We start from the raw sequence: 16,702 nt of genomic DNA, 5'->3' as shown, positions 1-16,702 counted from the left end.
TGCACTGAAGCCCACAAAGACCGCGCCGCCTACGCTGCGCGGTCTTCAAACGTTTCGGTATCGACTTCGCTCGCGGCTTGTGCGTTGTAGCGATGGCCCACGACCGTGCGCTCGTTGATCAGCGCATCCAGCCGCGCCATGGTGGCGGCGTCCAGCCGCACGTTGGCAGCATCCAGGTCGTCCTGCAAATGCTCCACACTGGTGGTGCCTGGGATGGGAATGATGTGCTCGGCCTTGTGCAGCAGCCACGCGAGCGCCAGCTGGGCGGGGGTGCAACCCACATCGTGCGCAATGGCTTGGTAGCCATCGAGCAGCTTCAGATTGGCGGCATAGGCGTCGGGCGCAAAACGGGGCATGGCGCGGCGGATATCCTTGGCATCTAGCGTGCTCACATCGCGCAGATCGCCACACAGAAAGCCCCGCGCCACGGGGCTGAACGCCACAAAGGCGGCGCCCAGTTCTCGGCAGGCGTCCAGCACAGCAATCTCGGGGTTGCGCGTCCAGAGCGAATACTCGGTCTGCACCGCAGCAATGGGGTGCACCGCGTGCGCCTTGCGCAGCGTGGCGGCCGACACCTCCGACAGGCCGATGCTACGGATCTTGCCCGCACGCACCAGGTCGGCCAGTGCGCCCATGCTGTCTTCAATGGGCACCTTCTTGTCCCAGCGGTGCAGGTAGTACAGGTCGATCACGTCGGTCTGCAGACGGCGCAGGCTGTCTTCGCAGGTCTGGCGCAGCGTGGCGGGGCGGCCGTCGATCACGCGCACCAGCTTGCCGTCGCCATTCACATCCACGCCCTGCATGCCGCATTTGCTGGCCAGGGTGAAACGGCTGCGGTGCTGCTTCAGCACACGGCCCACCAGGGTTTCGTTGGCGCCAAAGCCGTACAGCGTGGCGGTGTCAAACAGCGTCACGCCCGCATCCAGCGCGGCCAGCAGCACGCGTTCGCCCTGCTCGGCAGACACCGGGGAGCCATAGGCGTGCGACAGGTTCATGCAGCCCAGGCCGATGGCCGAGACGGAGAAAGGTCCAAGGTTTCTTTGTTGCATGCCGCGAGCTTACGGCAAGCGAGGCAACCCACCGGGTGGCTCGGGCTTGGAGGCTGGGCTAAGCCTTTGCAACGGGTGGCCGCTTCGCCCACAGCTCAATGCGCTCGCCCGCAGCACAGGCGGCCACCAGCTGCGCAAACCGCGCCTCCCGGGTCGCATCACGTTTGGCGGATGTGACCCAGTGCAGCATCACCTTGCGGTAGCTGGGCGGTGTGGACTCCTGAAAGTACCGCCACGCGGCCTTGTTGCGCTGGAACGTGCGTTGCAGCGCCACCGGCAACTCGGCCACCCCCGCCTGCTCGTGCGAGTAGATGGCCGACTTGTCTGCCTTGCGGTGCGCGAAGGCGGCCAGCCCCGCAGGCGTCATGCGGTCTGCCGCCTGCAACTGCTCTACCTTGGCGATGTTGACCGCGCTCCAGATCGACGACGGCTTGCGCGGCGTGAAGCGGATCGAATACGTGTGCTCGTCAATACGCCGCCGAATGCCATCGATCCACCCAAAGCACAGCGCTTCGTCCACCGACTCCGGCCAGCCCATGCTGGGGCGGCCCGAGCCCACCTTGTGAAAACCCACCAGCAGCTCCGTCGCGCTGGCAGCGTGGCGCTCCAGCCAATCGCGGAACGCCTGCGGGGTGGCAAAGAAGGTGGGCGCGGGCTGCTGGATCATGGTGCTGCAAACGTCCTTCCGTCTTGCCTTCTTCCTACCAGCTGCAGATGCAGGTGCGCGGGTCAGGCCACCACGGCGTCATGCACTTGCTCGGCGTGTGGCCCCAGCGGCACCACGCACAGCGTCACACCATCGAGCGTGAGCACCAGCCCCAACTGCCCGCCTACCTGCACCACCCCACCCACAGTGGCGCTTGCGTGCTGGGCACGCGGTGGCACAAGCTGCATCGCCTGGGCTGCGGCATGCACCGCCCCCGCGCTGACGGGCGGCTGGCGCAGCAGCGCCCACAGTGTCTGTGGGTCTCGCGATTGCAGCGACTGCAGATACAGGCGCAGCGCTGCTGCGGTGGCGCCCTTGGGTTCATGGCTGGATTCGTCACCCTCCTGCGCCTGCCGCAGCCGCTGCAAGGCGCGGCGCAGTTGCTGGCGGCTGGCTGCTTCAGACCGACCGCTGGCCTGCGCCAGCTCGGCATGGCTAGCGTCGAACACCGCATGCAACAGCACCGCAGCGCCCTCCGCGGGCGTCACACACTCTGCCAGTCGCCGCAGCGCCAGCGTGGCCTGCTGCGCAAGAGCAGCATCGGCCTCCGCAGAAGGTGCGACCGCGCCAGCGACATCGGCGTGCACGCTCTGCACGGCTTCAGCCAGCCATTGCGCCATCCACTGGCGCCGCCGCAAACGGTCGATGGCCAGATTGCGCACCACTGTCAGCAGCCAGGCCTGGGCAGCATTGAGCGCAGGGACATTGGCCTCCAGCGCGCGCACATAGGCGTCCTGCACCGCGTCTTCAGCATCGGCCGGGCCTAGAAGGCGCGTGGCGGCGCGCACCAAGGCACTGCGGCTGGCGCCTACGAGCGCCACGGTGTGTTCGTCTTTTCGCATCGGAGCATGGTGCCACAGCCTGACTGGACGCGCACCAGGGCAAAAGATGGAGGCCCAATGCAGAGCGAGCACGCCTCGACCTCGCCACGGGATGCAGAGCTCGCGCAAAGCCGCCTCGTCCCAAACGAACTTTTCGGTCTGCAAACGATTGGCATCGGTTCCATGGAGGCCACGCCATGAGGGTGATCAACACTTTCTTCAGGCATAGCGCAGGCTATAGTGCACCTCGCTGCGGCTCCGTCGGGTGCGCTCTCCGTGCCGGAACCATAGCCCTTACTTCCTCCACCGCTCCAGTTGTCGCCGGGGCAAACAACGCCCCTTCTACCCGTTGACTGCCACAATGACGAACGTTCTCAGCGAAAAGAAGCGGGCTTCACTGGCTGCGCTGTACCACGACATGCCCATCGAGGAGCTGGAACGCCGAATCGCCGAAGGTCAACTTGCGGCACCAACGATGGCCATCGCACGGGAGGTTTTGCACTACAGGCTGGAGCATGGTGACTCGACGCCAGGGTCGGCCAGCGCCACACAGCGCGGTGGCAACCAGGGCTCGGTTGTGGGAACGGCGATGGTGCAGGTGCTAGTGGCGTGTTTGAGCTGGGTGGTCCTCCCTGGACACTTGGCCGCACTGGTCACGATGGTGGCAGTTTGCTGGGTAGTGGTCGGTCTGGGCAAGGCGTTACCTCGTGTGGGGCTGGCCGTGGGAGTTGTCTTTGCCCTGGCGCCCCTGGGTCTGTTGCTATGGGCATGGCGTACCGGGGCGCTAGTGATGCGGGGCGGTGACTACAAACCCCTGGAGGCCTTACTGACATGGGTGGGGTTAGTCATCGCGTTCGGGCTGTTTTGGTCACTCGCCAGCTTGCTCATCTTCGGCTCTCGCCACAAGGGCTCGTGGCGTGACTTGCACGACAAGCTTGAGAAGATGAGCGATGAACAGAGAGAAGCCATCACCAGGCGACGCTGAGGGGCTTGGAAACGCCGCCTGTACGTCCGATCCTGCGGCAGGAGACCTGACGTGGAGCGGCATTGGCGCCCGAGTGAATGTATTGCGGTTCTTTGAAGCAGGCGGCTGCTCAGGGCCCATTCCGGACGTCAGTCGATAGTGATCAGTACCAGCTTGCTTGGTTAACTGCCACTTCTTTGAATAGCACCCAAGGACAATTGACTGCAAAGGCCCTCAGCATTTGTTTCGCTTCGCTGCGAGATGTGTCCTTCACGTCATCGGCCCGAATCAATGCCGCTTGCAGCGCGTGATTCCACTCACTCTCGTTGCCTCTAAGGCCAACCACGAGAGCGACTATCTCTCGCGGCGTAGCGCGCTCTGGAATTGAGTAATCTGCAACGTGGTTGCGAACAAACTCCGCCAAGTGGCTCACGTAATCCGTGCCAGCCCAGGCGAGCAACTCGCCCTCCGACAACGCTGCAAGTTGATGGAACCATTCGACTTGATCATCTCGTGAGATAGGCAGGCCTGTACCGCGCTGATTCATGTGATGCTTCTAAGAGGATGGTTGAACGAAAGCTCTCGGCCGATAGTACTCACTCCAATGTCCCCAGCAGTTGCAATGCAGCCTAACCCTCTGGTCTGGGAACAACCTAGGTACCTACGCCTGACAAGGCTGGCTGAACGGGCACAACCCGCCGCAAAAAGCCACCCGCTATTCCCCCGATTCGCCTGCGGCGTCCGCGACAAGCTCCACCCGCCGTTCCATGGACAATCTCGGCATGTCTGGCGCACCTACTCTTACTTCACACCCCTCCTCGCCCCGCCCCGTCCTGATCGCTGGCGGCGGCATCGGTGGCATGGCCAATGCCCTGACCCTGCACCAGATCGGCGTGCCCTGCATCGTCTTTGAATCGGTGCCCGAGCTGCAGCCGCTGGGCGTGGGCATCAACCTGCAGCCCAACGCCGTGCGAGAACTGCACGACCTGGGGTTTGGCAACGAGGTGCTGGACACGATCGGCCTGCAGGCGCGCGAATGGGCGCTGGTGGGTCGCAACGGCAACGAGGTGTACGCCGAGCCACGCGGGCTGGACGCAGGCTACCACTGGCCCCAGTATTCGGTGCACCGGGGGCAGCTGCAGATGATGCTGTTCAACGCCGTGCGAGAGCGCCTGGGAAACGACGCTGTGCAACTGGGGCAGCGGGTGGTGGGCTACCGGCAGGAGGCGAATGGCGTCATCGCCATTGCCGAGACACGCGATGGTGAGAAGCGTGAAGTAGCCGGATCGCTGCTGATTGCCGCCGATGGCCTGCACTCGGCCGTGCGGGCGCAGATGCACCCCACGCAGCCGCCCATCCAGTGGGGCGGCGCCATCATGTGGCGCGGCACCACGCCGGGGGTGCCGGTGCGCACGGGCGCGTCGTTTGTGGGCGTGGGCTCGCTGCGGCACCGTGTGGTGTTCTACCCCATCACCCCGCCCGACCCGGCCACAGGCCTGGCCACCATCAACTGGATCGCCGAGATCACGGTCGACAACCAGGGCGGCTGGCAGCAGGGCGACTGGAACCGGCGCGTGGCACTGGAGGAGTTCATCCACCACTTCGAGGGCTGGAACTACAGCTGGCTGGACGTGCCTGCCATGCTGCGCGGCGCCAAGGACATTTTTGAGTACCCCATGATCGACCGCGACCCCGTGCCCACCTGGGTAGACGGCCGCGTGGCGCTGCTGGGCGACGCGGCGCATGTGATGTACCCCGTGGGCTCCAACGGTGCCAGCCAGGCCATCGTGGATGCGCGCGTGCTGGGGGCGCAGCTCATCGCGCACGGTGTGGGCCCGCAGGCGCTGCGTGCCTATGACGACAAGCTGTGCAAGGACATCTCTGCGCTGGTGCTGCGCAACCGGGGCTCCGGCCCGTTTGGTCTGCTGGGGCTGGTGGACGAGCGCTGCGGCGGGGTGTTCGACCACATCGACGACGTGCTGCCGCGCGAGGAACGCGAGGGCTTCATGGCCCGCTACAAGGCGGCGGCGGGCTTTGCGATCGAGACGCTGAATGCGGCGCCGCCCACCATTGCGCCGGGGCAACGCGTGGCCGCAGGCTGAACAGTCCAAAGGGTGCAGTGCGGGCCAGTGGGTCCGCCATGCAGCGCTGGCCTGGATATGCAAGCGCAGAGAAATGTCACGCCCGGCGTCTCTCGTTCGTCAAGGCAGTCCTATCACTCGCAAGGACTTGCCCCATGGACACGCCAGACACCACCACACCCGCTCCAGCCCCAACCCAAGGCGCCGAACCGCGCACGTCTTACCTGGAAGAAAAAGCCTTCAAGGCCCGCACCCTGCTGGTCTTTGGCACCATCACCGACACCCTGGCCGCCGATGTGGCGCGGCGGCTGATTGCGCTGGATGCCGAGAGCGCCGAGCCCATCGACATGCTGGTGAGCTCGCCCGGCGGGCACCTGGAGTCGGGCGACACGATCCATGACCTGGTGCGCTTCATTTCTCCGCCGGTGAACATGATTGGCACCGGCTGGGTGGGCAGCGCGGCCACGCACCTGTACCTGGCGGCACCCCGCGAGCGGCGGTTCTGCCTGCCCAACACGCGCTTTCTGATCCACCAGCCCAGCGGTGGCGCCGGCGGCCCGGCCAGTGACATCGCCATCCAGGCGCGCGAGATGGTGAAAGCGCGTGAGCGGATTGCAGCCACCATCGCTCGGCAGACCGGCAAGCCGCTGGAGGTGGTGCTGGCAGACATCGAGCGCGACCGCTGGCTGTCGGCCGAAGAGGCCGTGGACTATGGTCTGGTCTCGCGCATCATCGAGCACAAGGCGGCATTGAAGGAGTGATGCCAGGCACCCCTAACTATCAAATGCATAGCTGCTGGCGCTTGATATAAAAGCGCCAGCAGCCAATTGGGCTTGCAATCAGCCTGCGTTGAGCTGCAGCTCCAGGTCGTGCAGCACCTGGTAGCACGGCAGCACCTGTGCCACGCTGGCGTTGGGCTCGCGGCCTTCGCGGATGGCGGCGAAGAACTCGCGGTCCTGCAGCTCGATGCCGTTCATGCTCACATCGACCTTGCTCACGTCGATCTTCTCTTCCTTGCCATTCACCAGGTCGTCGTAGCGCGCGATGTACGTGGCCGAGTCGCCGATGTAGCGGAAGAAGGTGCCGAGCGGGCCGTCGTTGTTGAACGAGAGCGACAGCGTGCAGATGGCACCGTTGGCGGCCTTGAGCTGGATGCTCATGTCCATCGCAATGCCCAGCGTGGGGTGGATAGGGCCCTGGATGGCGTTGGCCTTCACGATGGGGCTGCCGGCCTGGTAGGCGAACAGGTCCACCGTGTGGGCAGCGTGGTGCCACAGCAGGTGGTCCGTCCAGCTGCGGGCCTGGCCCAGCGCGTTCATGTTGGTGCGGCGGAAGAAGTAGGTCTGCACATCCATCTGCTGGATGTTGAACTCGCCTGCCGTGATCTTCTTGTGCACGTACTGGTGGCTGGGGTTGAAGCGGCGGGTGTGGCCACACATGGCCACCAGGCCGGTCTGCTTTTGCAGGGCGATGACCTTCTCGCCATCGGCCAGCACGTCGCACAGCGGGATCTCGACTTGCACGTGCTTGCCCGCTTCCAGGCAGGCGAGGGTCTGGCTGGCGTGCATCTGCGTGGGCGTGCACAGGATCACGGCGTCCACCTCCTTGATCGCCAAGCTGTCGGCCAGGTCGGTGGTGACATGCTTGATGCCGTACTTGTCGGCCACTTCCTGGGTCTTGGCCAGGTCGCGGCTGATGAGGGAGACGACTTCGACGCCGTCAATGTTCTTGATGCCGTCCAGGTGCTTGATGCCGAAGGCGCCAGCGCCGGCGAGTGCGACTTTGATGGTCATGGTGTGTGTCCTTTGGCGTGTTTTTTAGGTGTTCTCAAGAATCAGGTGGCCCACGGCGGTGTTGGACGCGGGCACATGGTAGAAGCGGTGCGCCAGCTTGGGCGGCTTGCCACCAGCCACATCGGCCATGGCGCCGCGGGCGATGAGCCACATCACGAGTTCAATGCCTTCGCTGCCCGCTTCGCGTACATAGTCGATGTGCGGGATGCTGGCGGCGGCCTCGGGGTCGTTGATGAGCTTGTCGAGGAAGGCGTTGTCAAACTCTTTGTTGATGAGACCTGCGCGCGGGCCCTGCAGCTGGTGGCTCATGCCGCCCGTGCCCCAGATGTGCACGTTCAGGTCTTCGTCGTAGCTCTCCACGGCCTTGCGGATGGCCTGGCCCAGGTTGTAGCAGCGGCGGCCGCTGGGCACGGGGTACTGCACCACGTTGACGGCGAACGGGATCACCGGGCAGGGCCAGGCGCCCGTCTTCGGGTCTTGCTCGCCGCACATCAGCGACAGCGGCACGGTGAGACCGTGGTCCACGTCCATCTTGTTGACGATGGTGAGGTCAAAGTCCTGCTGGATGACCGACTGGGCAATGTGCGCGGCCAGGTCGGGGTGGCCCTGCACCACGGGCACGGGGCGGGGGCCCCAGCCCTCGTCGGCGGGCTGGAACTGCGCGGCCGTGCCGATGGCGAACGTGGGGATCATCTCCAGGCTGAAGGCCGTGGCGTGGTCGTTGTAGACCAGGAAGATCACGTCGGGCTTGTTGTCCTTCATCCATTGCTTGGAGAAGTCGTAGCCCGCGAACAGCGGCTTCCAGTAGTCTTCCTGCGTCTTGCCCAGGTCCAGCGCAGCGCCAATGGCAGGCACGTGCGACGTGAACACGGAGGCGGTGATCTTGGCCATGGTCAGTTTCCTTTCTTGCCGGCAGCGCCTTGTGGCTGGCGGTGAGCCTGTGCGTCGCCGTCTTCGCCGATCACGCGGTTGCCATTGGCCGAGCGGCCGCCGCTGATCATCATGTTGCGGTATTCCTCTTCGGTCATGCCGGTCATGCTGCCCGCCATCTGCTGGAAGCTCTTGCCATCGGTGGCGCCGATCTTGGCCAAAAAGTAGATGTTGCCGCCCAGGCGGATGCACCAGTTCAGGTCGCGTGCCAGCACGGCCTGCTTCTGCTCTTCGGTCATCGCCCATTCATCGAGGTAGGCGCGTTCGTTGGCCTTGAAACGCTCGCGGTTGCCGGCCTTCATCAGGCTCATGCAGAACTGGTTGAGCCAGTAGCCCTTGCGGCTTTGCTCGGCGTCGAAGATGGTCGTGCCGGGCACGTCCAGGTAGGGTTTGTCGAGTGGCATGGCATCAGCCTTTCTTTGTCACTTCTTCAGGCCAGTAGAGGCGCATGGGGTTGTCCACCAGCAGCTTTTGCTGCAGCTCCGCCGTGGGGGCGATGTGCGGAATGAAGTCCACCAGCAGGCCGTCGTCGGGCATGTGGTCCTTGAGGTTGGGGTGGGGCCAGTCGGTGCCCCACAGCACGCGATCGGGGAACTCTGCGACCACCTTGCGGGCAAAGGGCACGACGTCCTGGTACGCGCTCTGCTCACCATTCAGCGCCTTGGGGCCGGTGACGCTCAGGCGCTCGGGGCAGCTCACCTTGCTCCACACATTGGGGTGCTGGCGCATGAACTTCAGGAACAGCTCAAACTCCGGTCCGTCCACCGGCTTGTTCACATCGGGGCGGCCCATGTGGTCCACCACCACGGTGGTGGGCAGGGCGGTGAAGAAGTCCCACAGCTCGGGCAGGTCCACGGCCTCGAAGTAGATCACCACGTGCCAGCCGAGCTTGGCGATGCGCGCGGCAATCTCCATCAGCTCGTCCTTGGGCGTGAAGTCCACCAGGCGCTTGACGAAGTTGAAGCGCACGCCACGCACACCGGCGTCGTGCATGGCCTGCAGCTCTTGGTCGGTGACCGAGCGCTTGACGGTGGCCACGCCCCGCGCCTTGCCGCCAGAGTGGACCAGCGCATCCACCATCGCGCGGTTGTCCGCACCGTGGCAGGTGGCCTGCACCACCACGTTGCGCGCAAAGCCCAGGTGGTCGCGCAGCGCGTACAGCTGGTGTTTGCTGGCGTCGCAGGGCGTGTACTTGCGCTCAGGCGCGTAGGGGAACTCGGCCCCGGGGCCGAACACGTGGCAGTGCGCGTCCACAGCGCCTGCGGGCACCTGGAAGCGGGGTTTGCAGGGGCCGGCGTACCAGTCCAGCCAGCCGGGGGTCTTGGTGAATTCGCTCATGGGCGTGGGTCCTTGGTTGCTGGGTGGGGCAGGTCAGTCGAGGGACACGTTGGCCTTCTTGATCACGTCGCCAAAACGCTGGCTCTCGTCCTTGACGAACTGGGCGAACTGCGCGCGCGTTGTGGGGAAGGGCTCGTAGCCAAAGCTCTTGAACTTCTCCTGCACATCGGCGCCGGACAGGGCCTGCTCGATGTCCTTGCGGATCTTGTCGGTCACGGCAGCAGGCAGGCCGGGCGGCACGGCGATGGCGTTCCAGCCCGTCACCTCAAAGCCCTTGGGGCCACCCGATTCGCCCACGGTGGGCACATCCGGAAAGCTGGCCAGGCGCTGCGGCGCGGTGACGGCCAGAAAGCGCAGCTTGCCCGCACGTTGCAGCGGCCCGGCCGTGGCGGCGCTGCCCAGCGCAAACGACAGCTCGCCGGTGGAGACCGAAGTGTAGAGCTGCGTCGTCTCTTTGTAGAGCACATGCTCCATCTGCGTGCCGGTGGCGCTTTCAAACAGCTCGGAGCCCAGGTGCACCGGGTTGCCGATGGACCAGGAGCCGTAGTTGAGCTTGCCGGGGTTGGCCTTGGCGTCGGCCACGATGTCGCCCACGGCTTTGTATTTGCTGTTGGCGGCCACCGTGAAGAAGAAATAGGTCTTGAACAGCGGCAGCAGCGTGTCGAAGTCCTTGGCCGTGTCGTACGGCAGCTTCTTGAACAGGCTGGGGTAGGCGGCCAGGTGCACGTTGTCGAGCACGATCAGGTCATGCCCGTCTTTGGCGCCGCGCTTGAACGCATCGATGGCGATGAAGCCGTTGCCACCGGGGCGGTTCTCGACCACCACGGGCTGGCCCCAGCTCTTGGACAACTTGTCGGCCACCAGGCGGGCCACGCCGTCCGGGCCACCGCCCACGGGGAAGGGCGTGATGATGCGCACGGGCTTGGACGGAAACGCCTGCGCCGAGGCGAACTGGGGCACACAGCCCAGGGCTGTGGCCAGGCCCACGGCCAGGCCCACACGGCGGGAGAGAGAAACGGGAGGCACGGAACAACGCATGGAAAGAAGAAGCTATTTGCTATTAATTACATAGCTGCAAGCGCATGATTGACTAGCGCTTGCAGCCCAAAAGACTGAAAAACCGCTCAATCGATGTACTTGAGGCCCGCCTTCTCCAGGCCGGGGCGCATGTTGTACATGTCCAGGCCCAGCACGCCGCTGGCGAGCTTGGCGCGCTTCTCGCCCTCAAAGCTCTCGCGCTTTTGCGCGGCGGCCAGGGTCTCGGCCGCGCGGGCGGCGGGCACACACACCACGCCGTCGTCGTCGGCCACGATCACGTCGCCCGGCGTGACCAGCGCACCGGCACACACCACGGGGATGTTGACCGAGCCCAGCGTGGCCTTGATGGTGCCCTTGCTGCTGATCGCGCGGCTCCACACGGGGAAGTTCATCTCCTGCAGCGTCTTCACGTCGCGCACACCGGCGTCGATGATGAGGGCGCGCGCGCCACGCGCCTGGAAACTGGTGGCCAGCAGGTCGCCAAAGTAGCCGTCGGTGCACTCCGAAGTGACGGCCGCCACCACGATGTCGCCGGGCTGGATCTGCTCGGCCGCCACATGCATCATCCAGTTGTCGCCAGGCTGCAGCAGCACGGTGACGGCCGTGCCGCTGACCTGCTGGCCGCTGTAGATGGGGCGCATATAGGGCTTGAGCAGGCCCACGCGGCCCATGGCCTCGTGCACGGTGGCCGAGCCCAGGGCTGCGAGGCCGTCAGCGGCTGCGCGGTCAGCGCGGGTGATGTTGCGATAGACAACGCCAAGTTCAAACATGTCAGAGCCCCTTTGCCTTCAGGCGTGAGTCGAGTCGGGAGAACACGCGGCGCGTGTTGGCTTCGTAGATCTGGTGCTTGTCGTCGGCACTCAGGATGGTGGAGGCCTCGATGTAGCGCTTGGTGTCGTCGTAGTAGTTGCCGGTGGTGGGGTCAATGCCCCGCACCGCGCCGATCATTTCGCTGGCGAACAGCACGTTCTTCACCGGGATCACGGTGTTCAGCAGGTCGATACCGGGCTGGTGGTACACGCAGGTGTCGAAGTACACGTTGTTCATCAGGTGCTCGTCGAGCAGCGGCTTCTTCATTTCCTGCGCCAGCCCACGGAAGCGGCCCCAGTGGTAAGGCACCGCGCCACCGCCGTGCGGGATCAGGAACTTGAGCGTGGGGAAGTCCTTGAACAGGTCGCCCTGGATGAGCTGCATGAAGGCCGTGGTGTCGGCGTTCAGGTAGTGCGCGCCGGTGGTGTGGAAGCACGCGTTGCAGCTGGTGCTCACGTGGATCATGGCGGGCAGGTCGTACTCCACCATCTTTTCGTAGATGGGGTACCAGTGCTTGTCGGTCAGCGGGGGGCTGGTCCAGTGGCCGCCGGAAGGGTCAGGGTTCAGGTTGATGCCCACGGCGCCGTATTCGTGCACGCACTTTTCCAGCTCAGGGATGCAGGTCGCGGGATCGACACCGGGGCTTTGCGGCAGCATAGCCACGGGCACGAAGTGGTCGGGGAACAGCGTGGAGACCCGATAGCACAGCTCGTTGCAGATGGCGGCCCAGGTGCTGGACACATTGAAGTCGCCGATGTGGTGGGCCATGAAGCTGGCGCGTGGGCTGAACAGCGTGATGTCGCTGCCGCGCTCCTTCATCAGCTTGAGCTGGTTGGTCTCGATGGACTCGCGCAGCTCGTCGTCGCTGATGTGCAGGTCTGCCACTTTGGGCATGGCGGCTGGGTCTTTGATGCCGGCGATCTGCGCATTGCGCCAGTTCTCCAGCGCCTTGGGGGCCGTGGTGTAGTGGCCGTGGCAGTCGATGATGAGGCTCATTTTTGGGTGCTCCAGGAAGGTGTTCTTGTGATCGGTCAGGCGGGGGTCATGCCCTGCTTTTGCTTGGCGTCCGCCGCAGCGGGAGAGGCCAGGTAAGCCAGCAACGCACGTGCTGCATCCGCCTGTTGCGAATGCACGCCAACGCCTGCGGAAAACGTGGTGGTGATCTGGATGGCCGGTGGCAGCGGGCCCACGATCTGGATGCCCTGCACGTGCAGCAGCTCGCTCAGTTGCTGAAAGCCCAACGCCACCTCGCCCTTGGCCACCAGCGAGCCCACGGGCACGCCGGGGGGCGCCTGCACCATGCGCGGGGCGATCTGATCGGCAATGCCCCAGCGCTCGAACAGCTTGGCCAGCGCCACGCCGCTGGGGCCGGTGGACAGGCTGATGCTGGGCGCAGCCAACACGGCCTGGCGCACGGCGTCTTCGCTCGACAGGTCGGGCAGCGGCGCGCCGGCAGGCACGGCCACGGCCACGCCGGAGTGCACCCAGTCCACCTTGCTACCGGGCACCAGATGGCCCGCAGCCAAAAGCTTGTCGATGGCGTCGGAGGCGAGGATCACCACGTCGAATGCCTCCCCGGCCGCCACGCGCTTGGCGGCGTCCACCCCGCCCACCGATTCGATGGCGGCCTGCGTACCCGACTGCTGTGCAAAACCGGCCACCAGATCGGCCAGCACCTGGCGCGTGGCCATGGAAGAAATGCCACGGATCACGGTCTGCGTCATGCGTTGTCTCCTGCCGGGCTGCGGGTGGCCCAGGCGGTGCGTGCAGTTGTATACATGCCGCCGATTGTGGGCAGCCGCAGCCCAAACATGAAGGCGGCACCGGCACTACCAGATATATCATTCCGTGATCGTTGACCTACAGCTATTGCAAATAGCAGAGAGCCTTGCCATGGACCTCAAGCAGATCGAATACTTTGTGCGGGTGGCCGAGCTGGGCAGCTTTACCCGCGCCTCGGTGGTACTGGACATCGCCCAGCCTGCGCTGAGCCGCCAGGTGCGCCTGCTGGAGGTGGAGCTGCGCCAGAACCTGCTGGTGCGCAACGGCCGGGGCGCCACGCCCACCGAGGCGGGCAAGCTGCTGCTGGAGCACGGGCGCGGCATCCTGCACCAGGTGGAGCGCGCCCGCGAGGAGCTGGGCCGCGTGCGCGGCGCCCTGGCCGGGCGCGTGGCCATCGGCCTGCCGCCCAGCATTGCCAAGGTGCTGACCGTGCCGCTGACCCGCGCCTTCCGCGTGAAGATGCCCGACGCGGCGCTGGCCATCAGCGAGGGCCTGTCGGTTGCCATGCGCGAATCGCTGACCACCGGGCTGCTCGACATCGCACTGCTTTACAACACCACGCCCGCGCCGGGCATCGAGACCACGGCGCTGCTGGAGGAAGACCTGTTTCTGGTGCAGCGCCGCGCCCCAGGCCAGAGCGAGGCGGAGGCCGATGCCCTGGCCCGCACGCCCCTGCCGCTGGACGAGCTGCCGCGTTTTCCGCTGGTCATCCCCACGCGCCCCAACTCCATCCGCATGCTGGTGGAATCCGAACTGGCAGCACGCGGCAAGCGCCCGCAGATCAGCCTGGAGATCGATGGCGTGGCGGCCATCCTGGACCTGGTGGCCGACGGCGCGGGCTGTGCGGTGCTGCCCATGAATGCGGTCACCACGTCGGGTAAGCCCGAGGTGTTCAGCACCCGGCCACTCCAGGGCGCTACGGGAGACGGGGGGGCCGACACGGCCGAGGGATCTGCTGGCGGTGGTCGGTTGCGCAGCAAACTGTTCATGGCCGTGAGCTCCCAGCGCCCCGCCACACTGACCCAGCAGGCGATGGCAGAGCTCATCCGCCATACGCTGCGCACGCTCTATCCGGCGTCGGTGGTGGCCTGATAGGTAAAGGTGTTGAAAGCGCGCGGCGGCAGGCTCGGAGCCTGTCAGTCCGCGCGGATTTGGCGCTGCCGGATGAGTTGACCCCAGCGGTCCAGTTCGTGGTTCAGGTGCGCGGCCAGCTCCTGCGGCGTGGAGCCGATGGGCTCGGCGCCCACACCCTCCAGCTTTCGCAGCGTCTCGGGCTGTTTCATAGCGGTATTGAGCACCTTGTTCAGGCGCGCAATCACCTCGGGCGGTGTACCCGCGCGGACAAACACTGCGAACCAGGGAGATACCTCGTACCCGGTTACGCCCGCCTCGGCCAGAGTCGGCACGTCAGGCAGCGCGGCAGAGCGCCGCGCTGTGGTCACGGCCAGCGCGCGCAGCTTGCCGGACTGGATGTGCGGCCGTGCCGATGTGATGCTGTCAAACATCAGGTCCACCTGGCCACCCAACATGTCGGTCACAGCAGGTCCGCTGCCCTTGTACGGAATGTGCGTGATCTGTACACCCGCCATGGACGCGAAGACTTCGCCTGCCAGGTGGATGGACGTGCCGTTCCCCGCCGACGCATAGGTGAGCTTGCCAGGCGCCTTCTGGGCACGGGCAATCACCTCTTTGACCGTGCGCTCGACGGAGCTGGCGGCATTGACGACCAGCACATTGGGCACCATGGCCAGCAAGCTCACGGGGGCGAAGTCCTTCACCGGGTCATACGTGAGCTTCGGGTAGAGCGCCCGGTTAGTGGCCATGCCAATCGACGTGATCATGATGGTGTAGCCGTCGGCAGGCTGCTTGGCCACGTGGTCGGCCCCGATGTTGCCGCCAGCGCCTGGCCGGTTCTCAATCACCACCGGCTGGCCAAGCTCGCTCGCGGCCCTTTCACCCAGGGTGCGTGCAATCAAGTCCATCGCACCACCAGGGGGGAACGGCACCACCCACTTGATGGGCTTGCTGGGCCAGGTGGACTCAGGCTGGGCCCGCGCCGGTGCGGTCAGCATCAGCGTTGCAGCAACAGCCGCGATGGCGGCTGCAAGGATTTGGCGTAGGGGGCGCATGGTGGGCCTTACAAAGAAGCACAGGGGAGCGTCAGCAGCGCGGTGCGCACGCCGACGCAGGCCACCTCAGGCGATGGCTGAAGGGTGTTTGGCCAGCGGGGTAACGGTGATCTTCATGTACGGGAACAGTGGCAGCTTGCTCAGCAGGTCGTGCAGCTCGTCATTGCCGGGCACATCGAACACGCTGTAGTTGGCGTACTCGCCCACCACGCGCCACAGGTGGGCCCATTGGCCGCTCCGCTGCAACTGCTGGGAATAGGCCTTTTCCTCGGCCTTGATGCGCGCGGCTTCTTCGGGGGCAATGGAGGCAGGAATGTCAACGATCATGTGGACGAGGTACAGCATGGGTTTCCTTGAAAGAGAGTTGCGAAAGGGAAAGAGGGTATGGGGTATGGGGTATTGGACGCGGCGGCTCAGACAGCGGCCACCGCCGCACTGGCCAGAAAACCCAACACGGCCTCGGAGAAAGCCTGCTGCGCCTCGAGGTTCGACAGGTGCGATGCGGGCACCACGGCCAGTCTGGAACCTGGGATGCCAGCCTGCATGGCTTGGGCATCGGTCACCGTGGTGACGGGGTCCGAATCGCCCGCCAGCAGCAGCGTGGGCGTGGCAATACGGTTCAGCGCATGGCGCAGGTCCGATGCACCAAGCGCCTCGCAACAGGCGGCATAGCCTTCGGGTTCGATACCTGCGATCCACTGCTGGGCTCGCTGCACGACGGCCGGATGGGCTTGGGCAAACTCCGCAGTGAACCAGCGTGCGGGCGCCGAATCAGCCAGCGACCGCATGCCGGCGACACCTGCGGTGCGCACCATGGTAGCCCGCTCCATCCAGGGGCCCAGTGCACCAATGCGGGCCGCACTGTTGCAAACGGCCAGCGCCTGCAGGCGATCACTCGCATGCACACCCAGCCACAGGCCGGTGTGTCCGCCCATTGAAATGCCGCAAAACGATGCCTTGTCCACCCCGAGCGCGTCCAGAATGGCCAGCACGTCAAGCCCCAGCTCTTCAAAGCTATATGGCCCTGGGGTGACCGGGCTGCCACCGTGGCCACGCGTGTCGTAGCGGATGACGCGGAACGTCGAGGAAAACGCAGGCACCTGTGGCTCCCACATTTCCAGAGTGGTGCCCAGCGAGTTGCCCAGCACCAGCGCGGGTGCTGCGGCGTCGCCATCCACGGCAACGCGGAAGGTGCCGCGTGCGGTGGCGAGTGCGATGGCTTGGTGGCTCATGTTTCTCCTTCAATGATCGAAGCTGCCAG

19 protein-coding genes are annotated in these 16,702 nt (G+C 65.3%); 4 read left to right on the top strand and 15 right to left on the bottom strand.

Translation table 11 applies throughout. From position 1 onward, the window contains the following. Positions 1-29: 29 nt before the first annotated feature. The 3 genes from ATF69_RS09120 to ATF69_RS09110 form a co-directional block, all read right to left on the bottom strand. A complete protein-coding gene (locus tag ATF69_RS09120; protein ID WP_146870670.1) occupies positions 30-1,049 on the bottom strand; it encodes an aldo/keto reductase in 1,020 nt (339 codons plus the stop codon). A gap of 58 nt (positions 1,050-1,107) precedes the next feature. Continuing rightward, complete coding sequence (locus ATF69_RS09115) at positions 1,108-1,716, bottom strand: YdeI/OmpD-associated family protein (RefSeq protein ID WP_146870669.1); 609 nt, start codon at positions 1,714-1,716, stop codon at positions 1,108-1,110. 62 nt (positions 1,717-1,778) lie between these two features. Further along, entirely contained in the window at positions 1,779-2,576 is a 798-nt protein-coding gene (locus ATF69_RS09110) for a sigma-70 family RNA polymerase sigma factor (RefSeq protein WP_342212238.1), read from the bottom strand. Positions 2,577-2,937: 361 nt separating this feature from the next. Here ATF69_RS09110 and ATF69_RS09105 point away from each other — a divergent pair, with 361 nt between their 5' ends. Beyond that, positions 2,938-3,561 (top strand): hypothetical protein, encoded by a 624-nt coding sequence (locus ATF69_RS09105; protein ID WP_146870667.1) that lies wholly within the window; start codon positions 2,938-2,940, stop codon positions 3,559-3,561. Between the two features lie 142 nt (positions 3,562-3,703). Here ATF69_RS09105 and ATF69_RS09100 read toward each other — a convergent pair whose 3' ends face one another. Then, complete coding sequence (locus tag ATF69_RS09100) at positions 3,704-4,087, bottom strand: hypothetical protein (protein ID WP_146870666.1); 384 nt, start codon at positions 4,085-4,087, stop codon at positions 3,704-3,706. A gap of 235 nt (positions 4,088-4,322) precedes the next feature. Here ATF69_RS09100 and ATF69_RS09095 point away from each other — a divergent pair, with 235 nt between their 5' ends. Both ATF69_RS09095 and ATF69_RS09090 read left to right on the top strand, forming a co-directional pair. Beyond that, on the top strand, positions 4,323-5,642 hold the full coding sequence (locus ATF69_RS09095; RefSeq protein ID WP_146870665.1) for a flavin-dependent oxidoreductase: 1,320 nt from the start codon (positions 4,323-4,325) through the stop codon (positions 5,640-5,642). A gap of 134 nt (positions 5,643-5,776) precedes the next feature. Then, positions 5,777-6,382: an ATP-dependent Clp protease proteolytic subunit gene (locus ATF69_RS09090; protein WP_146870664.1), complete on the top strand. Its 606-nt coding sequence runs from the start codon at positions 5,777-5,779 to the stop codon at positions 6,380-6,382. Between the two features lie 78 nt (positions 6,383-6,460). Here ATF69_RS09090 and ATF69_RS09085 read toward each other — a convergent pair whose 3' ends face one another. The 8 genes from ATF69_RS09085 to ATF69_RS09050 all read right to left on the bottom strand — a co-directional run bounded on the left by ATF69_RS09085 (position 6,461) and on the right by ATF69_RS09050 (position 13,254). Beyond that, a complete protein-coding gene (locus ATF69_RS09085) occupies positions 6,461-7,414 on the bottom strand; it encodes a Gfo/Idh/MocA family oxidoreductase (RefSeq protein WP_108498508.1) in 954 nt (317 codons plus the stop codon). 24 nt (positions 7,415-7,438) lie between these two features. Then, positions 7,439-8,305, bottom strand: a complete 867-nt coding sequence (locus ATF69_RS09080; protein WP_056742996.1) for a class III extradiol dioxygenase subunit beta — start codon at positions 8,303-8,305, stop codon at positions 7,439-7,441. 2 nt (positions 8,306-8,307) lie between these two features. Then, positions 8,308-8,748, bottom strand: coding sequence for a protocatechuate 4,5-dioxygenase subunit alpha (gene ligA / locus ATF69_RS09075; RefSeq protein WP_056067994.1), 441 nt, complete (start codon positions 8,746-8,748; stop codon positions 8,308-8,310). A gap of 4 nt (positions 8,749-8,752) precedes the next feature. Then, complete coding sequence (locus tag ATF69_RS09070) at positions 8,753-9,682, bottom strand: amidohydrolase family protein (protein WP_146870663.1); 930 nt, start codon at positions 9,680-9,682, stop codon at positions 8,753-8,755. 33 nt (positions 9,683-9,715) lie between these two features. Then, on the bottom strand, positions 9,716-10,720 hold the full coding sequence (locus tag ATF69_RS09065) for a Bug family tripartite tricarboxylate transporter substrate binding protein (protein ID WP_146870662.1): 1,005 nt from the start codon (positions 10,718-10,720) through the stop codon (positions 9,716-9,718). Positions 10,721-10,806: 86 nt separating this feature from the next. After that, positions 10,807-11,490: a 4-carboxy-4-hydroxy-2-oxoadipate aldolase/oxaloacetate decarboxylase gene (ligK, locus tag ATF69_RS09060; protein WP_056067987.1), complete on the bottom strand. Its 684-nt coding sequence runs from the start codon at positions 11,488-11,490 to the stop codon at positions 10,807-10,809. A gap of 1 nt (position 11,491) precedes the next feature. Next, positions 11,492-12,526, bottom strand: coding sequence for an amidohydrolase family protein (locus ATF69_RS09055; RefSeq protein WP_056742987.1), 1,035 nt, complete (start codon positions 12,524-12,526; stop codon positions 11,492-11,494). 35 nt (positions 12,527-12,561) lie between these two features. Further along, a complete protein-coding gene (locus ATF69_RS09050) occupies positions 12,562-13,254 on the bottom strand; it encodes a substrate-binding domain-containing protein (RefSeq protein ID WP_146870661.1) in 693 nt (230 codons plus the stop codon). A gap of 169 nt (positions 13,255-13,423) precedes the next feature. On the opposite strand from ATF69_RS09050, the gene ATF69_RS09045 reads away from it, so the two are divergent. Beyond that, positions 13,424-14,404: a LysR substrate-binding domain-containing protein gene (locus tag ATF69_RS09045; protein ID WP_146870660.1), complete on the top strand. Its 981-nt coding sequence runs from the start codon at positions 13,424-13,426 to the stop codon at positions 14,402-14,404. Between the two features lie 44 nt (positions 14,405-14,448). Here the strand turns inward: ATF69_RS09045 and ATF69_RS09040 are convergent, their stop codons facing one another. The 3 genes from ATF69_RS09040 to pcaD form a co-directional block, all read right to left on the bottom strand. Further along, positions 14,449-15,441, bottom strand: a complete 993-nt coding sequence (locus ATF69_RS09040; protein WP_146870659.1) for a tripartite tricarboxylate transporter substrate binding protein — start codon at positions 15,439-15,441, stop codon at positions 14,449-14,451. A 66-nt stretch (positions 15,442-15,507) separates the two neighbouring features. After that, the gene (gene catC, locus ATF69_RS09035) at positions 15,508-15,786 is read right to left on the bottom strand and encodes a muconolactone Delta-isomerase (RefSeq protein ID WP_146870658.1); all 279 of its coding nucleotides are present in this window, start codon (positions 15,784-15,786) and stop codon (positions 15,508-15,510) included. Positions 15,787-15,854: 68 nt separating this feature from the next. Then, positions 15,855-16,673: a 3-oxoadipate enol-lactonase gene (gene pcaD / locus ATF69_RS09030; RefSeq protein WP_146870657.1), complete on the bottom strand. Its 819-nt coding sequence runs from the start codon at positions 16,671-16,673 to the stop codon at positions 15,855-15,857. Positions 16,674-16,702: the final 29 nt, after the last annotated feature.

Source organism: Acidovorax delafieldii (assembly GCF_007993815.1).
GTDB classification, from domain to species: Bacteria; Pseudomonadota; Gammaproteobacteria; order Burkholderiales; family Burkholderiaceae_C; genus Acidovorax; species Acidovorax delafieldii.
Note: the sequence above shows the minus strand (reverse complement) of the source record. Positions and strands in the feature narration are given on the sequence as shown.